15 protein-coding genes are annotated in these 17,212 nt (G+C 69.7%); 9 read left to right on the top strand and 6 right to left on the bottom strand.

Annotated features, from left to right (window positions below; all coding sequences use genetic code 11):
- Positions 1–189: 189 nt before the first annotated feature.
- Positions 190–957 (top strand): MipA/OmpV family protein, encoded by a 768-nt coding sequence (locus JTE92_RS03800; RefSeq protein WP_232353466.1) that lies wholly within the window; start codon positions 190–192, stop codon positions 955–957.
- A 46-nt stretch (positions 958–1,003) separates the two neighbouring features.
- Here JTE92_RS03800 and JTE92_RS03795 read toward each other — a convergent pair whose 3' ends face one another.
- The gene (locus tag JTE92_RS03795) at positions 1,004–2,305 is read right to left on the bottom strand and encodes a UDP-N-acetylglucosamine 1-carboxyvinyltransferase (RefSeq protein WP_063240712.1); all 1,302 of its coding nucleotides are present in this window, start codon (positions 2,303–2,305) and stop codon (positions 1,004–1,006) included.
- A 207-nt stretch (positions 2,306–2,512) separates the two neighbouring features.
- Positions 2,513–3,577, bottom strand: a complete 1,065-nt coding sequence (locus tag JTE92_RS03790; protein WP_063240711.1) for a VWA domain-containing protein — start codon at positions 3,575–3,577, stop codon at positions 2,513–2,515.
- Between the two features lie 74 nt (positions 3,578–3,651).
- Between JTE92_RS03790 and JTE92_RS03785 the strand changes: the two genes are divergently transcribed.
- Genes JTE92_RS03785 through JTE92_RS03770 form a run of 4 tightly spaced genes read left to right on the top strand, consistent with a single transcriptional unit; the run spans position 3,652 to position 7,670 of the window.
- A complete protein-coding gene (locus JTE92_RS03785; protein ID WP_063240710.1) occupies positions 3,652–4,575 on the top strand; it encodes a trypsin-like peptidase domain-containing protein in 924 nt (307 codons plus the stop codon).
- Between the two features lie 23 nt (positions 4,576–4,598).
- Entirely contained in the window at positions 4,599–5,612 is a 1,014-nt protein-coding gene (locus JTE92_RS03780) for an AAA family ATPase (RefSeq protein ID WP_063240709.1), read from the top strand.
- Positions 5,590–6,588, top strand: coding sequence for a DUF58 domain-containing protein (locus JTE92_RS03775; RefSeq protein WP_063240708.1), 999 nt, complete (start codon positions 5,590–5,592; stop codon positions 6,586–6,588). Before JTE92_RS03780 ends, JTE92_RS03775 begins: the two co-directional genes overlap by 23 nt.
- Complete coding sequence (locus JTE92_RS03770) at positions 6,585–7,670, top strand: VWA domain-containing protein (RefSeq protein ID WP_063240707.1); 1,086 nt, start codon at positions 6,585–6,587, stop codon at positions 7,668–7,670. Before JTE92_RS03775 ends, JTE92_RS03770 begins: the two co-directional genes overlap by 4 nt.
- Before the next feature lie 33 nt (positions 7,671–7,703).
- Here the strand turns inward: JTE92_RS03770 and JTE92_RS03765 are convergent, their stop codons facing one another.
- From JTE92_RS03765 to JTE92_RS03755, 3 genes are read right to left on the bottom strand one after another with little or no spacing between them, the layout of a single operon-like run.
- Positions 7,704–8,705 carry an NAD(P)H-dependent flavin oxidoreductase gene (locus tag JTE92_RS03765; RefSeq protein ID WP_063240706.1) on the bottom strand — a complete coding sequence of 334 codons (1,002 nt, stop codon included), beginning with the start codon at positions 8,703–8,705 and terminating at the stop codon, positions 7,704–7,706.
- 42 nt (positions 8,706–8,747) lie between these two features.
- Complete coding sequence (locus JTE92_RS03760; protein ID WP_063240705.1) at positions 8,748–10,298, bottom strand: AMP-binding protein; 1,551 nt, start codon at positions 10,296–10,298, stop codon at positions 8,748–8,750.
- 27 nt (positions 10,299–10,325) lie between these two features.
- Positions 10,326–11,327, bottom strand: a complete 1,002-nt coding sequence (locus JTE92_RS03755) for a Bug family tripartite tricarboxylate transporter substrate binding protein (protein WP_169834844.1) — start codon at positions 11,325–11,327, stop codon at positions 10,326–10,328.
- Between the two features lie 191 nt (positions 11,328–11,518).
- Between JTE92_RS03755 and JTE92_RS03750 the strand changes: the two genes are divergently transcribed.
- The 4 genes from JTE92_RS03750 to JTE92_RS03735 all read left to right on the top strand — a co-directional run bounded on the left by JTE92_RS03750 (position 11,519) and on the right by JTE92_RS03735 (position 15,987).
- Positions 11,519–12,166: a TetR/AcrR family transcriptional regulator gene (locus tag JTE92_RS03750; protein WP_063240703.1), complete on the top strand. Its 648-nt coding sequence runs from the start codon at positions 11,519–11,521 to the stop codon at positions 12,164–12,166.
- Between the two features lie 324 nt (positions 12,167–12,490).
- On the top strand, positions 12,491–13,792 hold the full coding sequence (locus JTE92_RS03745) for an MFS transporter (RefSeq protein WP_063240702.1): 1,302 nt from the start codon (positions 12,491–12,493) through the stop codon (positions 13,790–13,792).
- Between the two features lie 2 nt (positions 13,793–13,794).
- Complete coding sequence (locus JTE92_RS03740) at positions 13,795–15,027, top strand: metal-dependent hydrolase family protein (protein ID WP_063240701.1); 1,233 nt, start codon at positions 13,795–13,797, stop codon at positions 15,025–15,027.
- A gap of 57 nt (positions 15,028–15,084) precedes the next feature.
- Entirely contained in the window at positions 15,085–15,987 is a 903-nt protein-coding gene (locus JTE92_RS03735) for a LysR substrate-binding domain-containing protein (RefSeq protein ID WP_063240828.1), read from the top strand.
- On the opposite strand, the gene JTE92_RS03730 is transcribed toward JTE92_RS03735, so the two are convergent.
- Positions 15,984–17,204, bottom strand: a complete 1,221-nt coding sequence (locus tag JTE92_RS03730; protein ID WP_063240827.1) for a M20 aminoacylase family protein — start codon at positions 17,202–17,204, stop codon at positions 15,984–15,986. The two genes, JTE92_RS03735 and JTE92_RS03730, sit on opposite strands and share 4 nt — an antisense overlap.
- Between the last annotated feature and the right edge of the window lie 8 nt (positions 17,205–17,212).

Below are 17,212 nucleotides of genomic sequence, written 5' to 3'. Positions count from 1 at the left end.
CTGGTCGCCCTCCCCATCGGCCTGTGGATCCTGTCCTTTGAGAAGCAGCGGCGCTGCACGGCAGGCATGTAAATCTTGCACGGCGTGCAATCTTCCCGGCACAGCATGCGGCGGCGCAGGGGTTGCGGCGCGCTGGCGCTTGTCGCCGCGGCATTCGGCACGACCTGCGCGGCACAGGACCTCGATGAGGTGGAACGTCCGCTATGGGAAGCCGGCCTTGGCCTCGGCGGCATCACCCTGCCGCACTACCGCGGCTCGGACCAACGCGCCAGCCTGCTGTTGCCTGTGCCCTATGTCATCTACCGCGGGGAGCACCTGCGCGCCGACCGCAGTGGCGTGCGCGGCAAGCTGTTCGACAGCGACCGCCTCGAACTCAATGTCAGCCTGGGGCTTTCGCTGCCGGTGAAAAGCGGCGACGACGATGCGCGCCGCGGCATGCCCGACCTGAAGACCGCCGTGGAAATCGGCCCGTCGCTGAACCTGACGCTATGGCATTCCGACTCGGACCGCACCCGCCTCGACCTGCGGCTGCCGGTGCGGCTGGCGCTGACGGTGGAATCGCCGCCCCGCGCGATTGGCTGGATCTTCTCGCCAAACCTGCATCTCGACATCGCCAGCGTGGGCGGCCTCGCGGGCTGGAACCTGGGCCTCACGGGCGGGCCGCTGTTCGCCACGGCACGCTACAACCAGTACTTCTACGCCGTCGAGGCGCAGTTCGCGACCGCTGCGCGCCCGGCCTACGCCGCCCATGGCGGCTACGCCGGCAGCATGGCGATGGCAACGCTGTCGCGCCGCTTCCGCCATGTCTGGGTGGGTGCCTTCGTGCGCTACGACCGGTTGAACGGCGCCACCTTCGAGGACAGCCCGCTGGTCCGGCGCAAGAACGCGCTCGCGGCCGGCGTGGCGCTGGCCTGGATCTTCGGCGAATCGGCAACGCGGGTTCCCAGCCGGGAATAGCGCAACCGGGAATAGCGCAGCCGGGAACAGCGCGTGCGCGGCAGGCTCATTCCTCGCTGGTCCACTCCACATGGACGCCGAGGCTGCGCAGGTTCTCGACAAAGCGCGGATGCGCGCGCCGGATCGGCGTGGCGTTGCGGATTTCCGAGCGCCCTTCGATGCTTGCCGCAACCATGAACAGCGCGATCGCGACACGGATGATGTACGGGCTTTCCACCACCGCCGGCGTCAGCGGATTGCCGCCGAAGGTGATCAGCCGGTGCGGGTCGGACTGGAACACATGCGCGCCGAACTTCGACAGCTCGCCGGTCCAGCCCAGCGCGCCGTCGTAGATCTTGTTCCAGAACATGGCATTGCCCTGGGCGCGCACGCCCAGCGCGATAAAGATCGGCAGCAGGTCGACCGGGAAGTATGGCCACGGCGCGGCCTCGACCTTGGTCAGCACATTGCTGGTGAAAGGCGTCTGCACCTTCAGCGGCCCCTGCAGCAGCGCGCGCGACCAGCCGTCCTGGTGCACCACCTGCACGCCGAACTTGGCAAAGGTGCGGTCGATCAGCGGGAAATTGCCCGGCGTGCTGTTGCGCACCGCCACGTCGCCGCCGGTGATCGCGCCCAGCGCGAGGAAAGTGGTGATCTCGTGGAAATCTTCCTCGAAGGTGAACTCGCCCCCGCGCAGCCGGGCGCCGCCGCGCACGGTCAGCCGCGAGGTGCCGATGCCGTCGATGTCGGCGCCCATCATCTGCATGAAGCGGCAGAACTCCTGCACATGCGGCTCGGACGCGGCGTTGGTCAGCGTCGATTCGCCTTCGGCGGCCGCCGCGCACAGCACGAAGTTTTCAGTGGTGGTCACCGAGGCATAGTCGAGCCAGTGGTGCGTAGGCTGCAGCGGGCCGCCGCTGCGCACCAGCAGCGAGCCGCTGGCGCGCTCCACCTCGCCGCCGAACGAGCGGAAGATGTCGACGTGCGGGTCGATCTCGCGCACGCCCAGCGTGCAGCCCTTGACGTTGTCTTCCAGCCGCGCCACGCCGAAGCGGGCCAGCAGCGGCGGCACCAGCATGATCGACGAGCGCATTTCTTCCGGCAGCCGGTGCGAGGTGGCGTCGAAAGCGGTGTCGCGGTGGTGCAGGTCGAGCGTGCCGGTGGCTTCATCGAGACGGACATCGCTGCCCAGCATGCGGAAAATATCGAGGATCTTGCGGACATCGGTGATGTCCGGCACGCCGTGCAGGCGCAGCGGCTGGTCAGTCAGCAGCGTGGCGCAAAGCACGGGCAGCACTGCATTCTTGTTGGCCGAGGGAATGATGCGGCCGCGCAGGGGCGTGCCACCGTGGACGATGAGATTGGACATGGGCGAAGCGGGTCGGGTGGCGGATCGTGTGGCGGGTCAGGTGACGGAACAGGCAGGTCCGGTAAAACAAGCGTCCGGCATTGTACTGTCCCTGCCCGCCGCGCCGGCTCGCGTGGAGAAACGCCGCTGATCCCGCAGGCCATGAAGTGACCGGTACGACCGCCGCAGCGGGATGCAACGTGACGCAGCCTGCGCTTGCAACGCCGGTCAGCGCCGGAACCACAGTAACGACAGCCCGGATGCCAGCACCAGCACCACTACCGCTGCCGCCGACAACAGCGCACTGACCTCGGTCTCGCGGCGCTCCAGCGCGAACCGGGCGCTGAGCTGGCGATAGATCCTGGTCAGGTCGGCGGCCGATCCCGCCTGGAAGTACTCGCCGCCGGTCAGCGTCGCCACCGCGCGCAGGGCCGGTTCGTCGAGCTGCATGAAGTACGCCAGGCTCGACTCCGGCACGCCGCCGCCCTGGGGCGAGCCGAAGCCCACGGTATAGACGCGCACGCCGCGCTCGGCCGCCATGCGGGCGGCGTCGATCGGGTCCGGGCCGGTGGTGCGGCGGCCGTCGCTGAGCAGGATCACGGCGCCGTGCCGGTATGCGCCCGGCTGCATCGGCTGGCGCTCCTGCTCGCGCTTGCGCGCTGCCTCCGCGGCGGCGGCCTCGTCGAGCGACGGCGCGCGCCCGCCGAACAGGGTCGTGCTGTCGCTGAAGAGAATCGCCTCCAGGTCGATGCCATCGTCGGGGAACAGTACCGCCAGCGCCTGGATCAGCCCGCTGCCGGTGGCGGTACCGCGCTGCAGCTGGACGCGATCCACCGCGTCGAGCATGTCCTGGCGATTGCTGGTCGGCGGCAGCACCACGGTCGCGGTGGCGGCAAAGGATACGATGCCGAGCCGCACGCTGGCCGGAAGTCCCACGATCAGGTCACGCGCGGCCTGCTGCGCGGCGGCGAAGCGCGTGGGCGGCACATCGCTCGCCTCCATGCTGCGCGAGGTGTCCATGGCCAGCACCAGCGTGATCGTGTCGGACGGCAGGGTGACGGTTGCGGTAGGCCGCGCGCACGCCAGCAGCGCCGCGCCCAGCGCGATCAGGAACAGCAATGGCGGGATGTGGCGCCGCAGGCGTTGGCGCCGGCCCAGCGCGGCGCGGGGCAGCGCAAGGCTGGCGTACAGCAGGGCGGATTTCTTGCGCCGCGCGAGCAGGTACAGGTAGGCAGCTGCCAGCACCGGGAGCGCGAGCAGCAACCAGAGCATCTGCGGCCAGAGAAACTGCATGCCCTGCTCCTTGGCGCGTGGTTAAGAGGATGGTACTGTATTTTTTAAGGCGGGACGGGACCTCGGGGGCTGCGATGAAACGGGTGACGATCTACGGGCTGGTCTCGGCGGCGGTCGTCGTGGTCATCGCAGTGGGCGCGGCCATCGCCTGGCGGTCGCAGCCGCCAACCCGCGTGCTCAAGCAGGCAGACATCGACGCGGCGGTGCTGCACACGCTGCAGACCAAGAGCCTGCCATCGCGCACTGCCAGGGCGGCCGAGGCGGTACGCGAATCGGTGGTCGAGGTCCGCAGCTATACGGCGGCGGAGAAGCCCGTGGAAGCCGCCTCCGCGCCGAAGGCCAGGCGTGATCCCCCTGCCACACGCCGCAAATCGTCGCCAGCCTCCCAGCCCGCGCCACAGGACGAGCTCGGCAAGCGCGAACCGCCCGACGGCAAGGATCCGGCCGGCGGCAAGCGCGAAGCGCGCCACATCGGCTCGGGCGTGGTCGTGACCGAAAGCGGCATGGTGCTGACCAGCTATCACGTCGTCGCCGATGCCAAGCGGCTGGAGGTCAGGTTCCACGACGGTCACATGGCCGAAGCCACCGTGGTGCAGGCCATCCCCGAAAAAGACCTCGCCGTGCTGCGGCCCAGATCCATTCCCGACGACCTGCCGGCAGCGACACTCGGCTCCAGCCGTGAACTGGCGCCCGGCAGCGAAGTCGTGGCGGTCGGCTTCCCGTTCGGCATCGGCCCGTCGGTGTCGGCCGGCGTGGTCTCGGGGCTCGACCGCCATTTCATCTCGCCGGATAGCAAGCAGAGCCTGGACAAGCTTATCCAGTTCGACGCCGCCGCCAACCCGGGCAATTCGGGCGGGCCGCTGGTGAACATGGACGGCGAAGTGGTCGGCATCGTCACCGCCATCCTCAACCCTAACCAGAGCGGCACGTTCCTCGGTATCGGCTTTGCCGTCACCATCGAGAACGCCGGCGCTGCCATCGGATCTTCTCCTTTCTGAAACTTCCTGAAACGTGGGGGCCTATGAACGACCAAGCCAGGGACGCTGCGGACAGCGCAGACTTGATGGAACGCCTGCTGTACGAGGTGAAACGCGTGGTCGTGGGCCAGGACCACTTTCTCGAACGGGTGCTGGTGGCGATGCTCGCGGGCGGACACCTGCTGGTCGAAGGGGTGCCGGGGCTGGCCAAGACGCTGACGGTCAACACGCTGGCGCGGACCATGAGCGGCACGTTCAAGCGCATCCAGTTCACGCCCGACCTGCTGCCCGCCGACCTGATCGGCACGCGCATGTATAACCAGGGCACCGGCGAGTTCTCCACCGTGCGCGGACCGGTGTTCGCCCACCTGCTGCTGGCCGACGAGATCAACCGCGCGCCGGCCAAGGTGCAGAGCGCGCTGCTCGAAGTCATGCAGGAGAAGCAGGTCACCATCGCCGGCGAGACCCACCGCGTGCCCTCGCCCTTCCTGGTCATGGCCACGCAGAACCCGATCGAGACCGAAGGCACCTACCCGCTGCCCGAGGCGCAGGTCGACCGCTTCATGATGAAGGTGCTGGTGGGCTACCCGAGCGAGGAAGAAGAGGTCGTGATCGTCAACCGCGTCACCGGCCCGCGCATCAACGTGGGCGCGGTGGCCACGCCGGAGCACCTGGCCGCGCTGCAGGAGGCGTGCCGCAAGGTCTATGTCGATCCCGCGCTGATCCAGTACGCGGTGCGCGTGGTCGCGGCCACGCGCAAGCCCGGCAACTATGGCGTCGAAGACATGGACCGCTACATTGCCTTCGGCGCCAGCCCGCGCGCCACCATCGGCCTGATCGAAGGCGCGCGCGCGCTGGCCTTCCTGCGCGGCCGGCACTATGCGCTGCCGGAAGACGTGGCGGACCTCGTGCCTGACGTCTTGCGCCACCGCCTGGCGCTGTCCTACGAGGCCATGTCCGACGGCGTCACCGCAGACCAGCTGATCGGCCGCATCCTGCACGCACAGCCGGTCCCCGAGCGGCCGCTGGAATCCCATGTTCGGGCGACTGAGCGCTAGGCGACGCCGGCAGGCGGAGGCTGCGCCGCCGGTCCCCGCAGCCGCCAGCGCCGCGGTGGCCGCGGTCGGATCGAAGCAGACCGAGGCGCTGCTGCGCCGGCTCGAATGGACCGTAGCGCGCCGCCTCGACGGGCTGCTGCAGGGCGACTACCGCACGCTGTTCCGCGGCTTCGGGCTGGACCTGGCCGACCTGCGCGAATACCGCCCCGGCGACGACGTGCGCCATATCGACTGGAACGTGACCGCGCGGCTGCAGACCCCGCACGTGCGCGAGTTCCAGGAAGACCGCGACGTCTCCGCGTGGTTCGTGCTGGACCTGAGCGGATCGGTCGAGTTCGGCTCCGGCGCGGTGCGCAAGCGCGACCTGCTCACCGACTTCACCGCCGTGATCGCGCTGCTGCTGACACGCTACGGCAACCGCGTCGGCGCGGTGCTCTATGGCGGCGCCACCGACAACGCTGCGACCGTGATCCCGGCGCGTTCGGGCCGGCGCCAGCTGCTGCACGTGCTCGACCGCATGCATGCCACGCCGGCGGCCTGCCCGGGCGATACCCGCCTGCGCGACCTGCTGGAGCAGGCACGCGCGGTTGCCAGGCGGCGCTCGGTGGTGTTCGTCGTGTCCGATTTCATCAGCGCAACGGGCTGGCAGGCATCGCTCGGCATGCTGGCACGGCGCCATGAAGTGGTCGCGGTGCGGCTGGTCGACCCGCTCGAGCTGGCCCTGCCCGACCTGGGCCTGGTGGTGCTGCAGGACGCCGAGACCGCCGAGCAGATCTTCGTCGACACGCATGACCCGACCTTCCGCAAGCGCTTCGCCGCCGCGGCCGAGGCGCGCGAGGCCGAGCTGCACCAGGCCTTCGCGCGCGCCGGCGTGCAGTGCCTGACGCTGTCGACCTACGCCCGGCTGGACCTGGCGCTGCTGAATTTCACGCGCCAGCGGCGCCACCGGCAAGGAACCGCCAGGGGGGGCGCATGACCGATGCGATCAGCCGCTTGCCCGTCTTCAGCTTCCTGTGGCCGAGCATGCTGTGGGGGCTGGCGACCGTGCTGGTGCTGGCGGGCGGCTACCTGTGGCTGGACGCGCGCCGCCGGAGCGCGACCGTGCAATACCCTGCGCTGAAGTCTGTCGGCGCGCCCGTCCGTGGCGGCGCCGGCTGGCGCCGCCATGTGGCACCGGCACTGACGCTGCTGGCGCTGACCGCGCTGATCGTCGCCATCGCCCGGCCCCAGGCCCTGCTGACCCTGCCCTCGCGCATCAAGACCGTGATCCTGGTCATCGACCTGTCCGGCAGCATGCGCGCGCAGGACATCAAGCCCAGCCGCATCCGCGCCGCGCAGCAGGCCGCCAGGGTCTTGCTCGAAGACCAGCCCGCCAGCGTCAGCGTCGGCGTGGTGGCGATGGCGGGCACCGCGGCCTTGGCGCAAGCCCCCAGCCGCAGCAAGGACGACGTGGCTGCCGCCATCGCGCGCCTGAAGCCGCAAGGCGGCACGGCGCTGGGCAATGGCGTGCTGATCGCGCTGACCGCGCTGCTGCCGGAGGCCACCAACGAAGCGGAACGCCTGATGAACGACGACATGCCGCAGTCGCGGAAGCCACCGGCCTCGGGCAGCACCTCCTCGTCCTCCAGCGACAGCGACACGGATGCCGTCACGCCCGGCTCGTACAGCGCGGGCGCGATCGTCCTGTTCTCCGACGGCGAGAGCAACGCCGGCCCGGGCGCGCTGCAGGCCGCGCAGCTTGCCGCCACCTACGGCGTGCGCATCTATACCGTGGGCGTCGGCACGCCTGAGGGCGTGGTGCTGTCGGTCGACGGCATGTCGTCCCGCGTCCGGCTGGACGAGAAAGTGCTGAAGCAGGTGGCGGACGCAACCGGCGCCGAGTACTTCCGGCTGGAGGATACGGCCCAGCTGAAGAAGGTGTACAGCGCGCTCAACGCGAAGCTGGCCTCCGACAAGCGCGACCAGGTGGAGGTCACCGCGTTCTTCGCCGCGCTGGGCGCGCTGCTGGCGGCGATGGGGGGGCTGCTGTCGCTGTGGTGGTTTGGTCGGGTGATGTAGTGCGGCGGCTTGGGCGGGGCGCTGCCTCGGGCGTCAGATGCAAGCGTCCGGCGCCAGCGCCCGGCATGCCGCCGCGCGCGCCGCGTCGAATTCCCGCCGCGTGCGCGCCACCAGTTCTGCCACCGTCTCCACCTGCGCGACACCGGACACCGAGTGCCCCGCGCTCCAGATATCGCGCCAGCGTCTGATGCCGGCCGAGCCCTGGCTGCCATAGAGCGCATCGGCGCGCTCCTGCGTCATGTCGGTGGGCAGGTTGGCCGGGTCGAGGCCGCTGGCGACGATCGACGGACGCAGCGTGTTGGTTTCCAGCCCGGTGAAGGCGCGCGACAGCATCACGTCGTCCAGCTCGCTGCTGACCAGCATGTCCTTGTACCCGTCGACGGCCATGCTTTCGAGCGTGGCGATGAAGCGCGTTCCCATGTAGGCAAGGTCGCAGCCCAGTACCTGTGCCGACAGCAAACCCACGGCGTCGGAGATGCCGCCCGCCAGCACCACGGGCCCGTCGAAGAAGCTCCGCACCGCGCGCACGAAGGCAAAGCCATTGGCCCACCCGGTCTGCCCGCCCGCGCCGGCGGTCAGCAGGATCAGGCCGTCGGCGCCGGCCGCCACCGCCTTGCGCGCATGCCGCACCGAGGCCACGTCGGCCAGCACCAGGCAGCCGATCTCGTGCAGCGGACCGACCACGGCATCGGGCGCGCCCACGCTGGTGATGACCATCTCGACCCGGTGGCGCAGCAGGCAGTCCAGCTCCTGCTGCAAGGCCTCGCGGCGCATGATCAGGTTGGGGCAGACCGGCGCGTCGTCGGGCGTGAGTTCCGCGCCGAAGCGCGTCATCCATGCGTCGAGTTCTTCGGTCGAGCGGCAGTTCGCCGTGGGAAACGAGCCGATCACGCCGGCACGGCACGCGGCCAGCACGAGCTCCGGTCCCGAGACGCGGAACATCGGCGCGGCGATCAGCGGCAGCGAAAGGCGGCGGGTGATCGATTGCGGCAGGCGCTGGCCGCAGGCAGCGGCGTTCACAAGGATAGCGTTCATATCGAGGCAGGCAGCGATGCAGGCAGGTAAGCGTTTGCGGGATCAGGCAACGTTGCGGCCCTGGCCGCTCCAGTGGCGCGCGCGCAGCGCCTTCTTGTCGAGCTTGCCCAGCGCCGTCAGCGGCAGGGCCGTGACGATCTCGACGCGCTTGGGCGTATTGACGCTGCCCTTGAGCGCCTTGACGTGCCGGATCAGCTCGTCCGCCGTCGCCGACCTGCCGGCGCGCAGCACCACGTAGGCGGTCACGGCCTCGCCCCATTTGGCATCCGGCACGCCGATCACCGCGCCCATGCTGACCGCGGGGTGCGTGGCCAGCGCATCCTCCACCTCGCGCGGATAGACGTTGAAGCCGCCGCTGACGATCATGTCCTTCTTGCGGTCGACGATGTAAAGCCGCCCGCATTCATCGGCCACGGCAACGTCCCCGGTATGGAGCCAGCCGCCGGCAAAGGCCTGCTCCGTCAGTTCCGGCTGGCGCCAGTAGCCGCTCATCGCGGCGGGGCTGCGCACGCAGATCTCGCCATGCCGGCCCGCTGCCACCTCGCGGTCGTCGTCGTCGAGCAGGCGCACCTCGCAGCCGGCCAGCGGAAAGCCGCAGGCATCCATCAGCGCCGGCTGCGCCAGGTCGTGGTCTGCCTTGCGCAGCGCGGTCATCGGCGAGCATTCGGACTGGCCATAGAGCTGGCAGAACACCGGGCCGACGCGCTCGATGCCTTCGATCAGGCGCTGGCGCGAGATGGGCGCGCCGGCGTACAGCAGCGTGTCGAGCGAAGACAGGTCGCAGGCATCGAAGCGCGGATGGTCGAGCAGCCCATAGACCATGGTCGGCACCATCATGGTCGCATTGATGCGCTCGCGCGCAATGGTGGCGGCCATCTCGTCCGGGTCGAAGCGCGCCATCAGGTAGACCGTGCCGCCGCGCAGCAGCGTCGGCACGACATTGGTGCCGGTGACGTGGGTGATCGGCGCCACCGCCAGGAAGCGCGGCGCCAGCGGCATGTCGAAATGGGCCAGCATCTGCAGCGCGACATGGCCGTTGGCGCCGCCCGATTTCATCACGCCCTTGGGCCGGCCGGTAGTGCCGCCGGTATAGGACAGCGTGGCCATGGCGCTGGCCGACGATTGGTCGACCGGCGCGGGCTCGCCGGCCGCCTCCGCCAGCGCCGCCAGGTCGATGCCAGCATCCGCGCTGCCCAGGGTCAGGATGCGGCTGCCCGGCAGGCGCGCGGCGATCTCGCCGGCGCGGTGGCCGTAACCGGCGGCATCGACGATGATTGCCGCGACGTCGGCATCCTCGATCTGGAAGCAATGCGCGTCGAGCGAGCCCATCGGGTGCAGCCAGCTGGCGGCGGCGCCCAGGCCCTGCACCGCCACGCCGGCGCACCAGCTGTCGGCACGGTTGGCGCTGAGCAGGGCCACGCGCGCGCCGGCGCCGATGCCATGCCGCGCCAGCACGGCCTGGTAGCGGCCGATCAGGCTGGTGGCCTGCCGGTAAGTCAGCCGGCCGCCGGCCCACTGGAACGCGATGCGTTCGGGATAGCGGCGCAGTGCCGCCAGTGCGAGCGTGAAGAACGAAGGCGAAGCGTGGATCATCGTCGGGGTCCTGGATCGGTCGGCGCCTCAGTCGGCACGGATGGCGGCGTTGGTAATGACGGTCCGCCACTTCTCCTCGTCGCGGCGCAGCTTGGCGGTGAATTCCTCGGGGCTGTTGCCGACCACCGTCACGCCCAGCTCCTCCATGCGCCGGGACACCCCGGGGTCGCGCAACGACTTGCCCACAGCCGCCGACAGCTTCTGCACGATGGCGGGATCGGTCTTGCCTGGCGCGAGGATGCCGAACCAGCCTTCCAGGTCGAGCCCGCCGATGCCGAGTTCGCCGAAGGTCGGCGTGGACTTGAAATACGGCGACCGTTCGCTGCTGGTGATCGCCAGCATCTTCATGCGCTCGTTGCCGGCATTGGCTCGCGCGCTGGCGAGATCGAGGAACGCCACCGGGATATGGCCCGCCTGCAGGTCCGACAGCAACGGCGCGCCGCCGCGGTACGGCACGTGGACCATGCTGATGCCGGCGCTCTGCTTGAACAGCTCGCCGAGGATATGCGACGAGGTGCCGTTGCCGTACGAGCCATAGCTGTACTGGCCCGGGCGCTGCTTCGCCGTGGCGATGAAGTCCTTGACGCTGCCGGTCTGCGCCGATGTGGCGCCGATCAGCACGAAGCTGGAGCGCGCCACTTCCGCGACCGGCGCGAGGTCGGCAAAGACATCGTATGGCGGCTTTGTCTTCTGCACCGACGACTGGATCAGCGCAGTCCAGGTGAACAGGATGGTGTAGCCGTCCGGCTGGGCGCGCGCCACCGCTGTGGTGCCGATCACGCTGCTGGCGCCAGGCTTGTTCTCCACCACCACGGGCTGCCCCAGCGTCTTGCCGAGCTTGTCGGCGACCAGCCGCGCCAGGATGTCGGCGCCGGCCCCGGCGGTGGACGGCACCACCATGTGGATCGGCTTCTTCGGGTAGTCGCCCGCCTCGGCCGGGCTGGCCAGCGCCGGGGTTGCGAGCCACCCCAGCGCGCATGCCGTCATCGCCACGGCACCGGCCTTCCTGCTTGGAACGCTTACGGTCACAGCTGTCTCCTCCTGGTGTTCTTGTCGTGACGGGCCGGTCTGTCCATGGGTCGGGCATGCCCGCCAGAGAAGCATATAACTTACTTATTGATAAGCAAGTAAGTGAAATCCCGAGGCGCCACGCGGGGTTATGCCAGCATCACTGCGTTACCATCGGGCGTGTGCACGGCAGATTCCCACGGAGAACACAGATGACGACCGAAGTCGGGGCCGCGCCGGCCCCCGCCCGGCGCCGCACGCAGAAGGAGCGGCGCGACGAGGCCGCGCGCCGGATCATGGACAGCGCCATGGCGCTGGTGTGCGAGAAAGGCATCGCCGGCCTGACCCTGGGCGAGGTGGGCGAACGCGCCGGCTACAGCCGCGGCCTCGCCGCGCACCACTACGGCCACAAGGAAAAATTACTGGTGGCGCTGGTCGAGCAGATCGGCAAGGATGTGCGCGACGTGCGCCAGCAGGTGGCCAACTGGGCCCCGGGGCTGGAAAGCGTGCTGGGGATCGTCGGCTTCTACGTTGGCCGGCACCCATCGCTCGACACCACGCTGCGCGCGCTGCACGTGCTGCTGTCGGAAAGCGTGGTCACCCGCGGCGCGGTGGCGGACGCGCTGGACCGGCTCAACCGCGAGTCGGTCGCTATCCTGGAAGGGCATATCCGGCGCGGCATCGAAGCGGGCAATATCCGCGCCGATGTCGACCCGGTGGCCGAATCGGTGGCCATCATCGGCGCCATGCGCGGGGTGTCGGCGCAGTACCTGTTCGGCATGAGCGATGCCAGTGCAAGAGCGGTGCGCAATGCGCTGGTGGAGACGCTGCGGCGCGGGTTGCGGCGCGAGCCGGGCTGACCGCCGGCGCCCCGGGGCCGAGGCATGCGCGGCCCGCATGCCCTGCGCGGGCATCAGTGCAAACCCTGATATCCGCTGTTCTGCCCTTGCCGGCGGCGTGGCACAAGGCTTTCCGCCCCGCTGCCCGCCAGCCTCGCCCCGGCGCGGCTTTGCTGTGAGGCCCCGCCCGCTTCGCCCGCCCTGCCATGCGCTACGCGCATGCCTCCATGCGCAGATATCGTTTTTTTCATCATCGGGCCGACACCTATCATCGGCTTGCCTACCGATGCGCCCCAGCATCCCCGTAGCCCCTAGCCCCCGATCTGTCGCCTGGAGTGGAGTGACATGCAAGCCAACCCAACCCTTGACCGCGTGAGCGCGCCCATCGGCGCCAGCCAGCGGCGCCGCGCCATCGTTGCCACCGTGATCGGCAACGGTCTCGAGTGGTTCGATTTCACCGTCTACAGCTTCTTTGCGGTCATCATCGCCCGGCTGTTCTTTCCCACCGGCGACGAACTGTCGTCGCTGCTGCTGGCCGTCGCCACCTTCGGCGTCGGCTTCTTCATGCGGCCGGTGGGCGGCATCATCATCGGCATCTATGCCGACCGCGTCGGCCGCAAGGCGGCGCTGTCGCTGACCATCCTGCTGATGGCGGTGGGCACCACGCTGATCGGCATCGCGCCGACCTACGATCAGGTGGGCCTGTTCGCGCCAATGCTGATCGTGCTCGCGCGCCTGCTGCAGGGCTTCTCCGCCGGCGGAGAAATGGGCGGCGCCACCGCCTTCCTGACCGAGTACGCGCCCGAGCGCGAGCGTGCCTACTACTCCAGCTGGATCCAGGCCAGCATCGGCGTGGCCGTGCTGCTGGGCGCGGCGGTCGGCACCTTCGTCACCTCGTCGCTGCCGCCCGAGGCGCTGAACAGCTGGGGCTGGCGCCTGCCCTTCCTGATCGGCATGCTGATCGGCCCGGTGGGCTACTACATCCGCCATCATCTCGATGAGACGCCCACGTTCCAGCAGACCAAGGACAAGACCGATTCGCCGCTGAAGGAAGTGCTGCGCGACTACCCGCGCCAGACCGCCGCCAGCTTCTCGATGGTGATCCTGTGGACGGTGTGCACCTACGTGCTGCTGTTCTACATGCCGACCTACGCCGTCAAGGTGCTGAAGGTGCCGCAGTCGTCGGGCTTCGTGGCCGGCATGGTCGGCGGCATGGCGATCCTGGTGTTCGCGCCGCTGGTGGGCCGCCTGGCCGACCGCTTCGGCCGCCGCATCCTGCTGTCGGGCTCGGCAGCGCTGATCTTCGTGCTGGCCTGGCCGATGTACGTGTTCATCAACCAGGTGCCCGGCCTGTTCTCGCTGCTGGTGTTCCAGCTGGTCTTCGGCGTGCTGATCGCCGGCTACACCGGCCCGATCCTGGCGGCCTTCTCCGAACTGTTCCCGGCCAAGGTGCTGTCGACCGGCCTGTCGGTCGCCTACAACCTGGCGGTTACCATCTTCGGCGGCTTCGCCTCCTTCATCATCACTTGGCTGATCGCCACCACCGGCAGCACCATGGCGCCCGCGTTCTACGTGATGATCGCCGCCGCCATCAGCTTCGCCGGCACGCTGCTGGTGCGCGAGCCGGCCTACCTCCGCAAGGCATGACCATGAACCAGATCCTGTTGAAGGGCGGCAACGTCCTGGACCCCGCCCGCGGCACCGCGCTGCCGCGCGCCGACGTGCTGATCGAAGGCGAGCGCATCGTCGAAGTCTCCGCGCAAGGCATCCTGGCGCCGCATGCGCGGCAGATCGATGTCGCCGGCAAGACCGTGATGCCCGGCCTGATCGACTGCCACGTGCACGTGCTGGCGTCGCTGGCCAACCTGGGCCTGAACGCGGTGCAGCCCAACGTGCTGGTGGCCTTCCGTGCCATGCCGATCATGAAGTCGATGCTGGAGCGCGGCTTCACGACCGTGCGCGACGCCGGCGGCGCCGACTGGGGCCTGTCGCAGGCGGTCGCCACCGGGCTGATCCCCGGGCCGCGCATCTTCCCGTCCGGCAAGGCGTTGTCGCAGACCGGCGGGCATGGCGATTTCCGCCCGCGCGCCGACGTGCTCGAGCCCTGCTCGTGCGCCTTCCGCGCCGGCGCCATCGCGCGCGTTGCCGACGGCGTCGACGCGGTGCGCCTGGCAGTGCGCGAAGAGATCCAGAAGGGCGCCACGCAGATCAAGATCATGGCGTCGGGCGGCGTGGCTTCGCCGACCGACCCGATTGGCAACACTCAGTACAGCGAGGACGAGATCCGCGCGATCGTGGCCGAGGCCGAAGCCGCGCAGACCTACGTGATGGCGCACGCCTACACCGGCCGCGCGATCACGCGGGCGATCCGCTGCGGCGTGCGCACCATCGAGCATGGCAACCTGGTCGATGCCGCGGCGGCGCGCGTGATGCGCGAGCACGGCGCCTTCGTGGTGCCGACGCTGGTTACCTACGACGCGCTGGCGCGCGACGGCGCACGCCTGGGCCTGCCGCCGGAATCGGTCGCCAAGATCGAGACCGTGCGCGAGGCCGGCCGCAACTCGCTGGCGATCTACGCCGAGGCCGGCGTGCCGATGGCCTTCGGCTCCGACCTGCTCGGCGAGATGCACCACTACCAGTCCGACGAATTCCGCATCCGCGCGGAGCTGCTCGGCGCGCTGGAAACTATCCGCTCGGCGACCTCCATCGCCGCCGCGGTGCTGCAGCGCGAGGATGAGCTGGGCACGGTCAAGGCCGGCGCGCTGGCCGACCTGCTGGTGGTCGACGGCGACCCGCTGCAGGACATCGGCCTGCTGTGCGGCCAGGGCGAGCATATCTCGCTGGTCATGCAGGCCGGGCGCATCCACGCGCGGCAGGGGTGAGCCTTCCGGCTTTCCCTTAAGATGGGCGGCTGGTTCCCCGACGTCCGGCCGCCCCCCATGCGCATCTCCCCGCTTCCTCCCCTTCCCTGCCTGGTCGCCTTCGAGGCGGCCATGCGGCACGGCAACTTCACCCGCGCGGCGGCGGAACTGCACCTGACCCAGAGCGCGATCAGCCGGCAGGTGGCGCAGCTGGAACGCTTCCTCGGCAAGAAACTGTTCGAGCGCGGGCCGCGCGCGCTGAGCCTGACCGTCAGCGGCCAGCAATACGCCGAGCAGATCCAGCGCCTGCTGGTCGACTGCGCCGAAGCGACTGAACGCGTGATGCGGCGCAAGGGCAGCACCGAGCTGACGGTGGCGGCGTCGTCGGGCGTGTCCACGCTGTGGGTCGCGCCGCGGCTGGCGCAGTTCCGCGCCGAGCATCCCGACGTGCAGGTGCGGCTGTTCGTCAGCGACGGGCTCGCGTCGCTGGTCGATACCAGCTTCGATGTCGCGCTGTACTACCTGCGCGAAGGCCCGCCGCAAGGGCTGGCCGCGCAGCGCCTCTACGACGAGGAAGTGATACCGGTGTGCGCGCCCGGCTACCTGCGCGGCCGGCGGCTGTCCGTCGCCGACCTGCCGGGCGAGACGCTGCTGGTGCTGGAAGACGCGCAGCGCCAGTGGATGTCGTGGCCGGCGTGGCTGGCGCAGAACGGGCTGGGCAAGGCACGCGTGCAGAACACGGTGGTGTCGAACGCCTACCCCATACTGGTCCAGCTCGCGATCGAAGGCCACGGCATCGTGCTGGGCTGGCGCCACATGATCGACGGCTGCCTGAAGGACGGAAGGCTGGTACGCGCCTGCGAGGCCAGCGCCACGCTCGGTGGCGGCTATTACGCGCTGTGGCATCGGGACCGGGTGGAGACGTCGGTAGCGCGCACCTTCCGGCAATGGCTGGTGCAGCAGAGCGGCAGGCCGGCCTAGGCAGGTGTCCGGGCGGCCGCGTTCGTCACATGCACCGGCCACGGCTGGTCCACCAGGAAGCGCTCGCATAGCAGCGCCCAGTACGCCGCGCCCACCGGGATATTGCCGTCGTTGAAGTCGTAGCCGGGGTTGTGCACCATGCAGCCGCCCTCGGCCCCTTCGCCGTTGCCGATCCACAGGTAGCAGCCGGGCACCGCGTCCAGCATGAAGGCGAAGTCCTCGCTCGCCGCGATCGGCGGCGCCTGGCAGTCGACGTGGCCGGGCCCCAGCAGCTCCAGCGCAACCTGGCCGGCAAGCGCCGTTTCCGCCGGCGTATTCACCAGCACCGGGTAGCCGCGCTCGTAGTCGATCCGCGCCGTCACGCCATAGCTTTGCGCCTGCGCGGCGACCAGTGCGCGGATGCGCTGCTCGAGCTGGTCGCGCACGCCGCGGTCCAGCGCGCGCACGCTCAGCCGCAGCACGGCCTGCGCGGGAATGATGTTGGAGACGGTGCCCGCCTGGAACGCGCCCACGGTGACCACCGCGGTTTGCAGCGGATCGACATTGCGCGCCACGATGGACTGCAGCGCCATCACGATCGACGCGCCCGCTACGACCGGGTCGGCCGCGTTGTGCGGGAACGCCGCATGGCCGCCGATGCCGGCCAGCGTGATGGTCACGTTGTCGGCCGAAGCCTGCGCCGCGCCCTGGCGCAGCAGCAACCGGCCGGGCGCCGTGCCGGGGACGTTGTGCATGGCGAAGATGGCGTCGCACGGGTACTTGTCGAACAAGCCCGCTTCCATCATCCGCTTAGCACCGCCCAGGCCCTCCTCCGCCGGCTGGAAGATCAGGTTCAGCGTGCCGCTGAAACGGGCGTGCCGCGCCAGATGCCTGGCGGCGCAAAGCAGCATGGCGGTATGCCCGTCGTGTCCGCAGGCGTGCATCACGCCGGGATGGCAGCTGGCATAGGGCAGCCCGGTGGCCTCCGCCATCGGCAGCGCGTCCATGTCGGCGCGGATGCCGAGACGGCGGCCGCCGCTGCCGCGCCGCAGCCGGCCAACGACGCCGGTGGTGCCGAGGCCGCGTTCCACCTCGTAGCCCCATTCGGCGAGCAGGCTGGCCACGATGTCGCTGGTGCGGTGTTCCTCGAAGCCGAGTTCCGGATGGCGATGGATATCGCGGCGGATGGCAACGAAGGCTTCCGCACTGTCTTGCAGCGTTTCCAGTAGGGGATGCATGGCGTCCT

Source organism: Cupriavidus oxalaticus (assembly GCF_016894385.1).
In the GTDB taxonomy this organism is placed as follows: Bacteria; Pseudomonadota; Gammaproteobacteria; order Burkholderiales; family Burkholderiaceae; genus Cupriavidus; species Cupriavidus oxalaticus.
The sequence above is the reverse complement of the archived record's forward strand: the minus strand, read 5'-3'. Positions and strand labels throughout refer to the sequence as shown.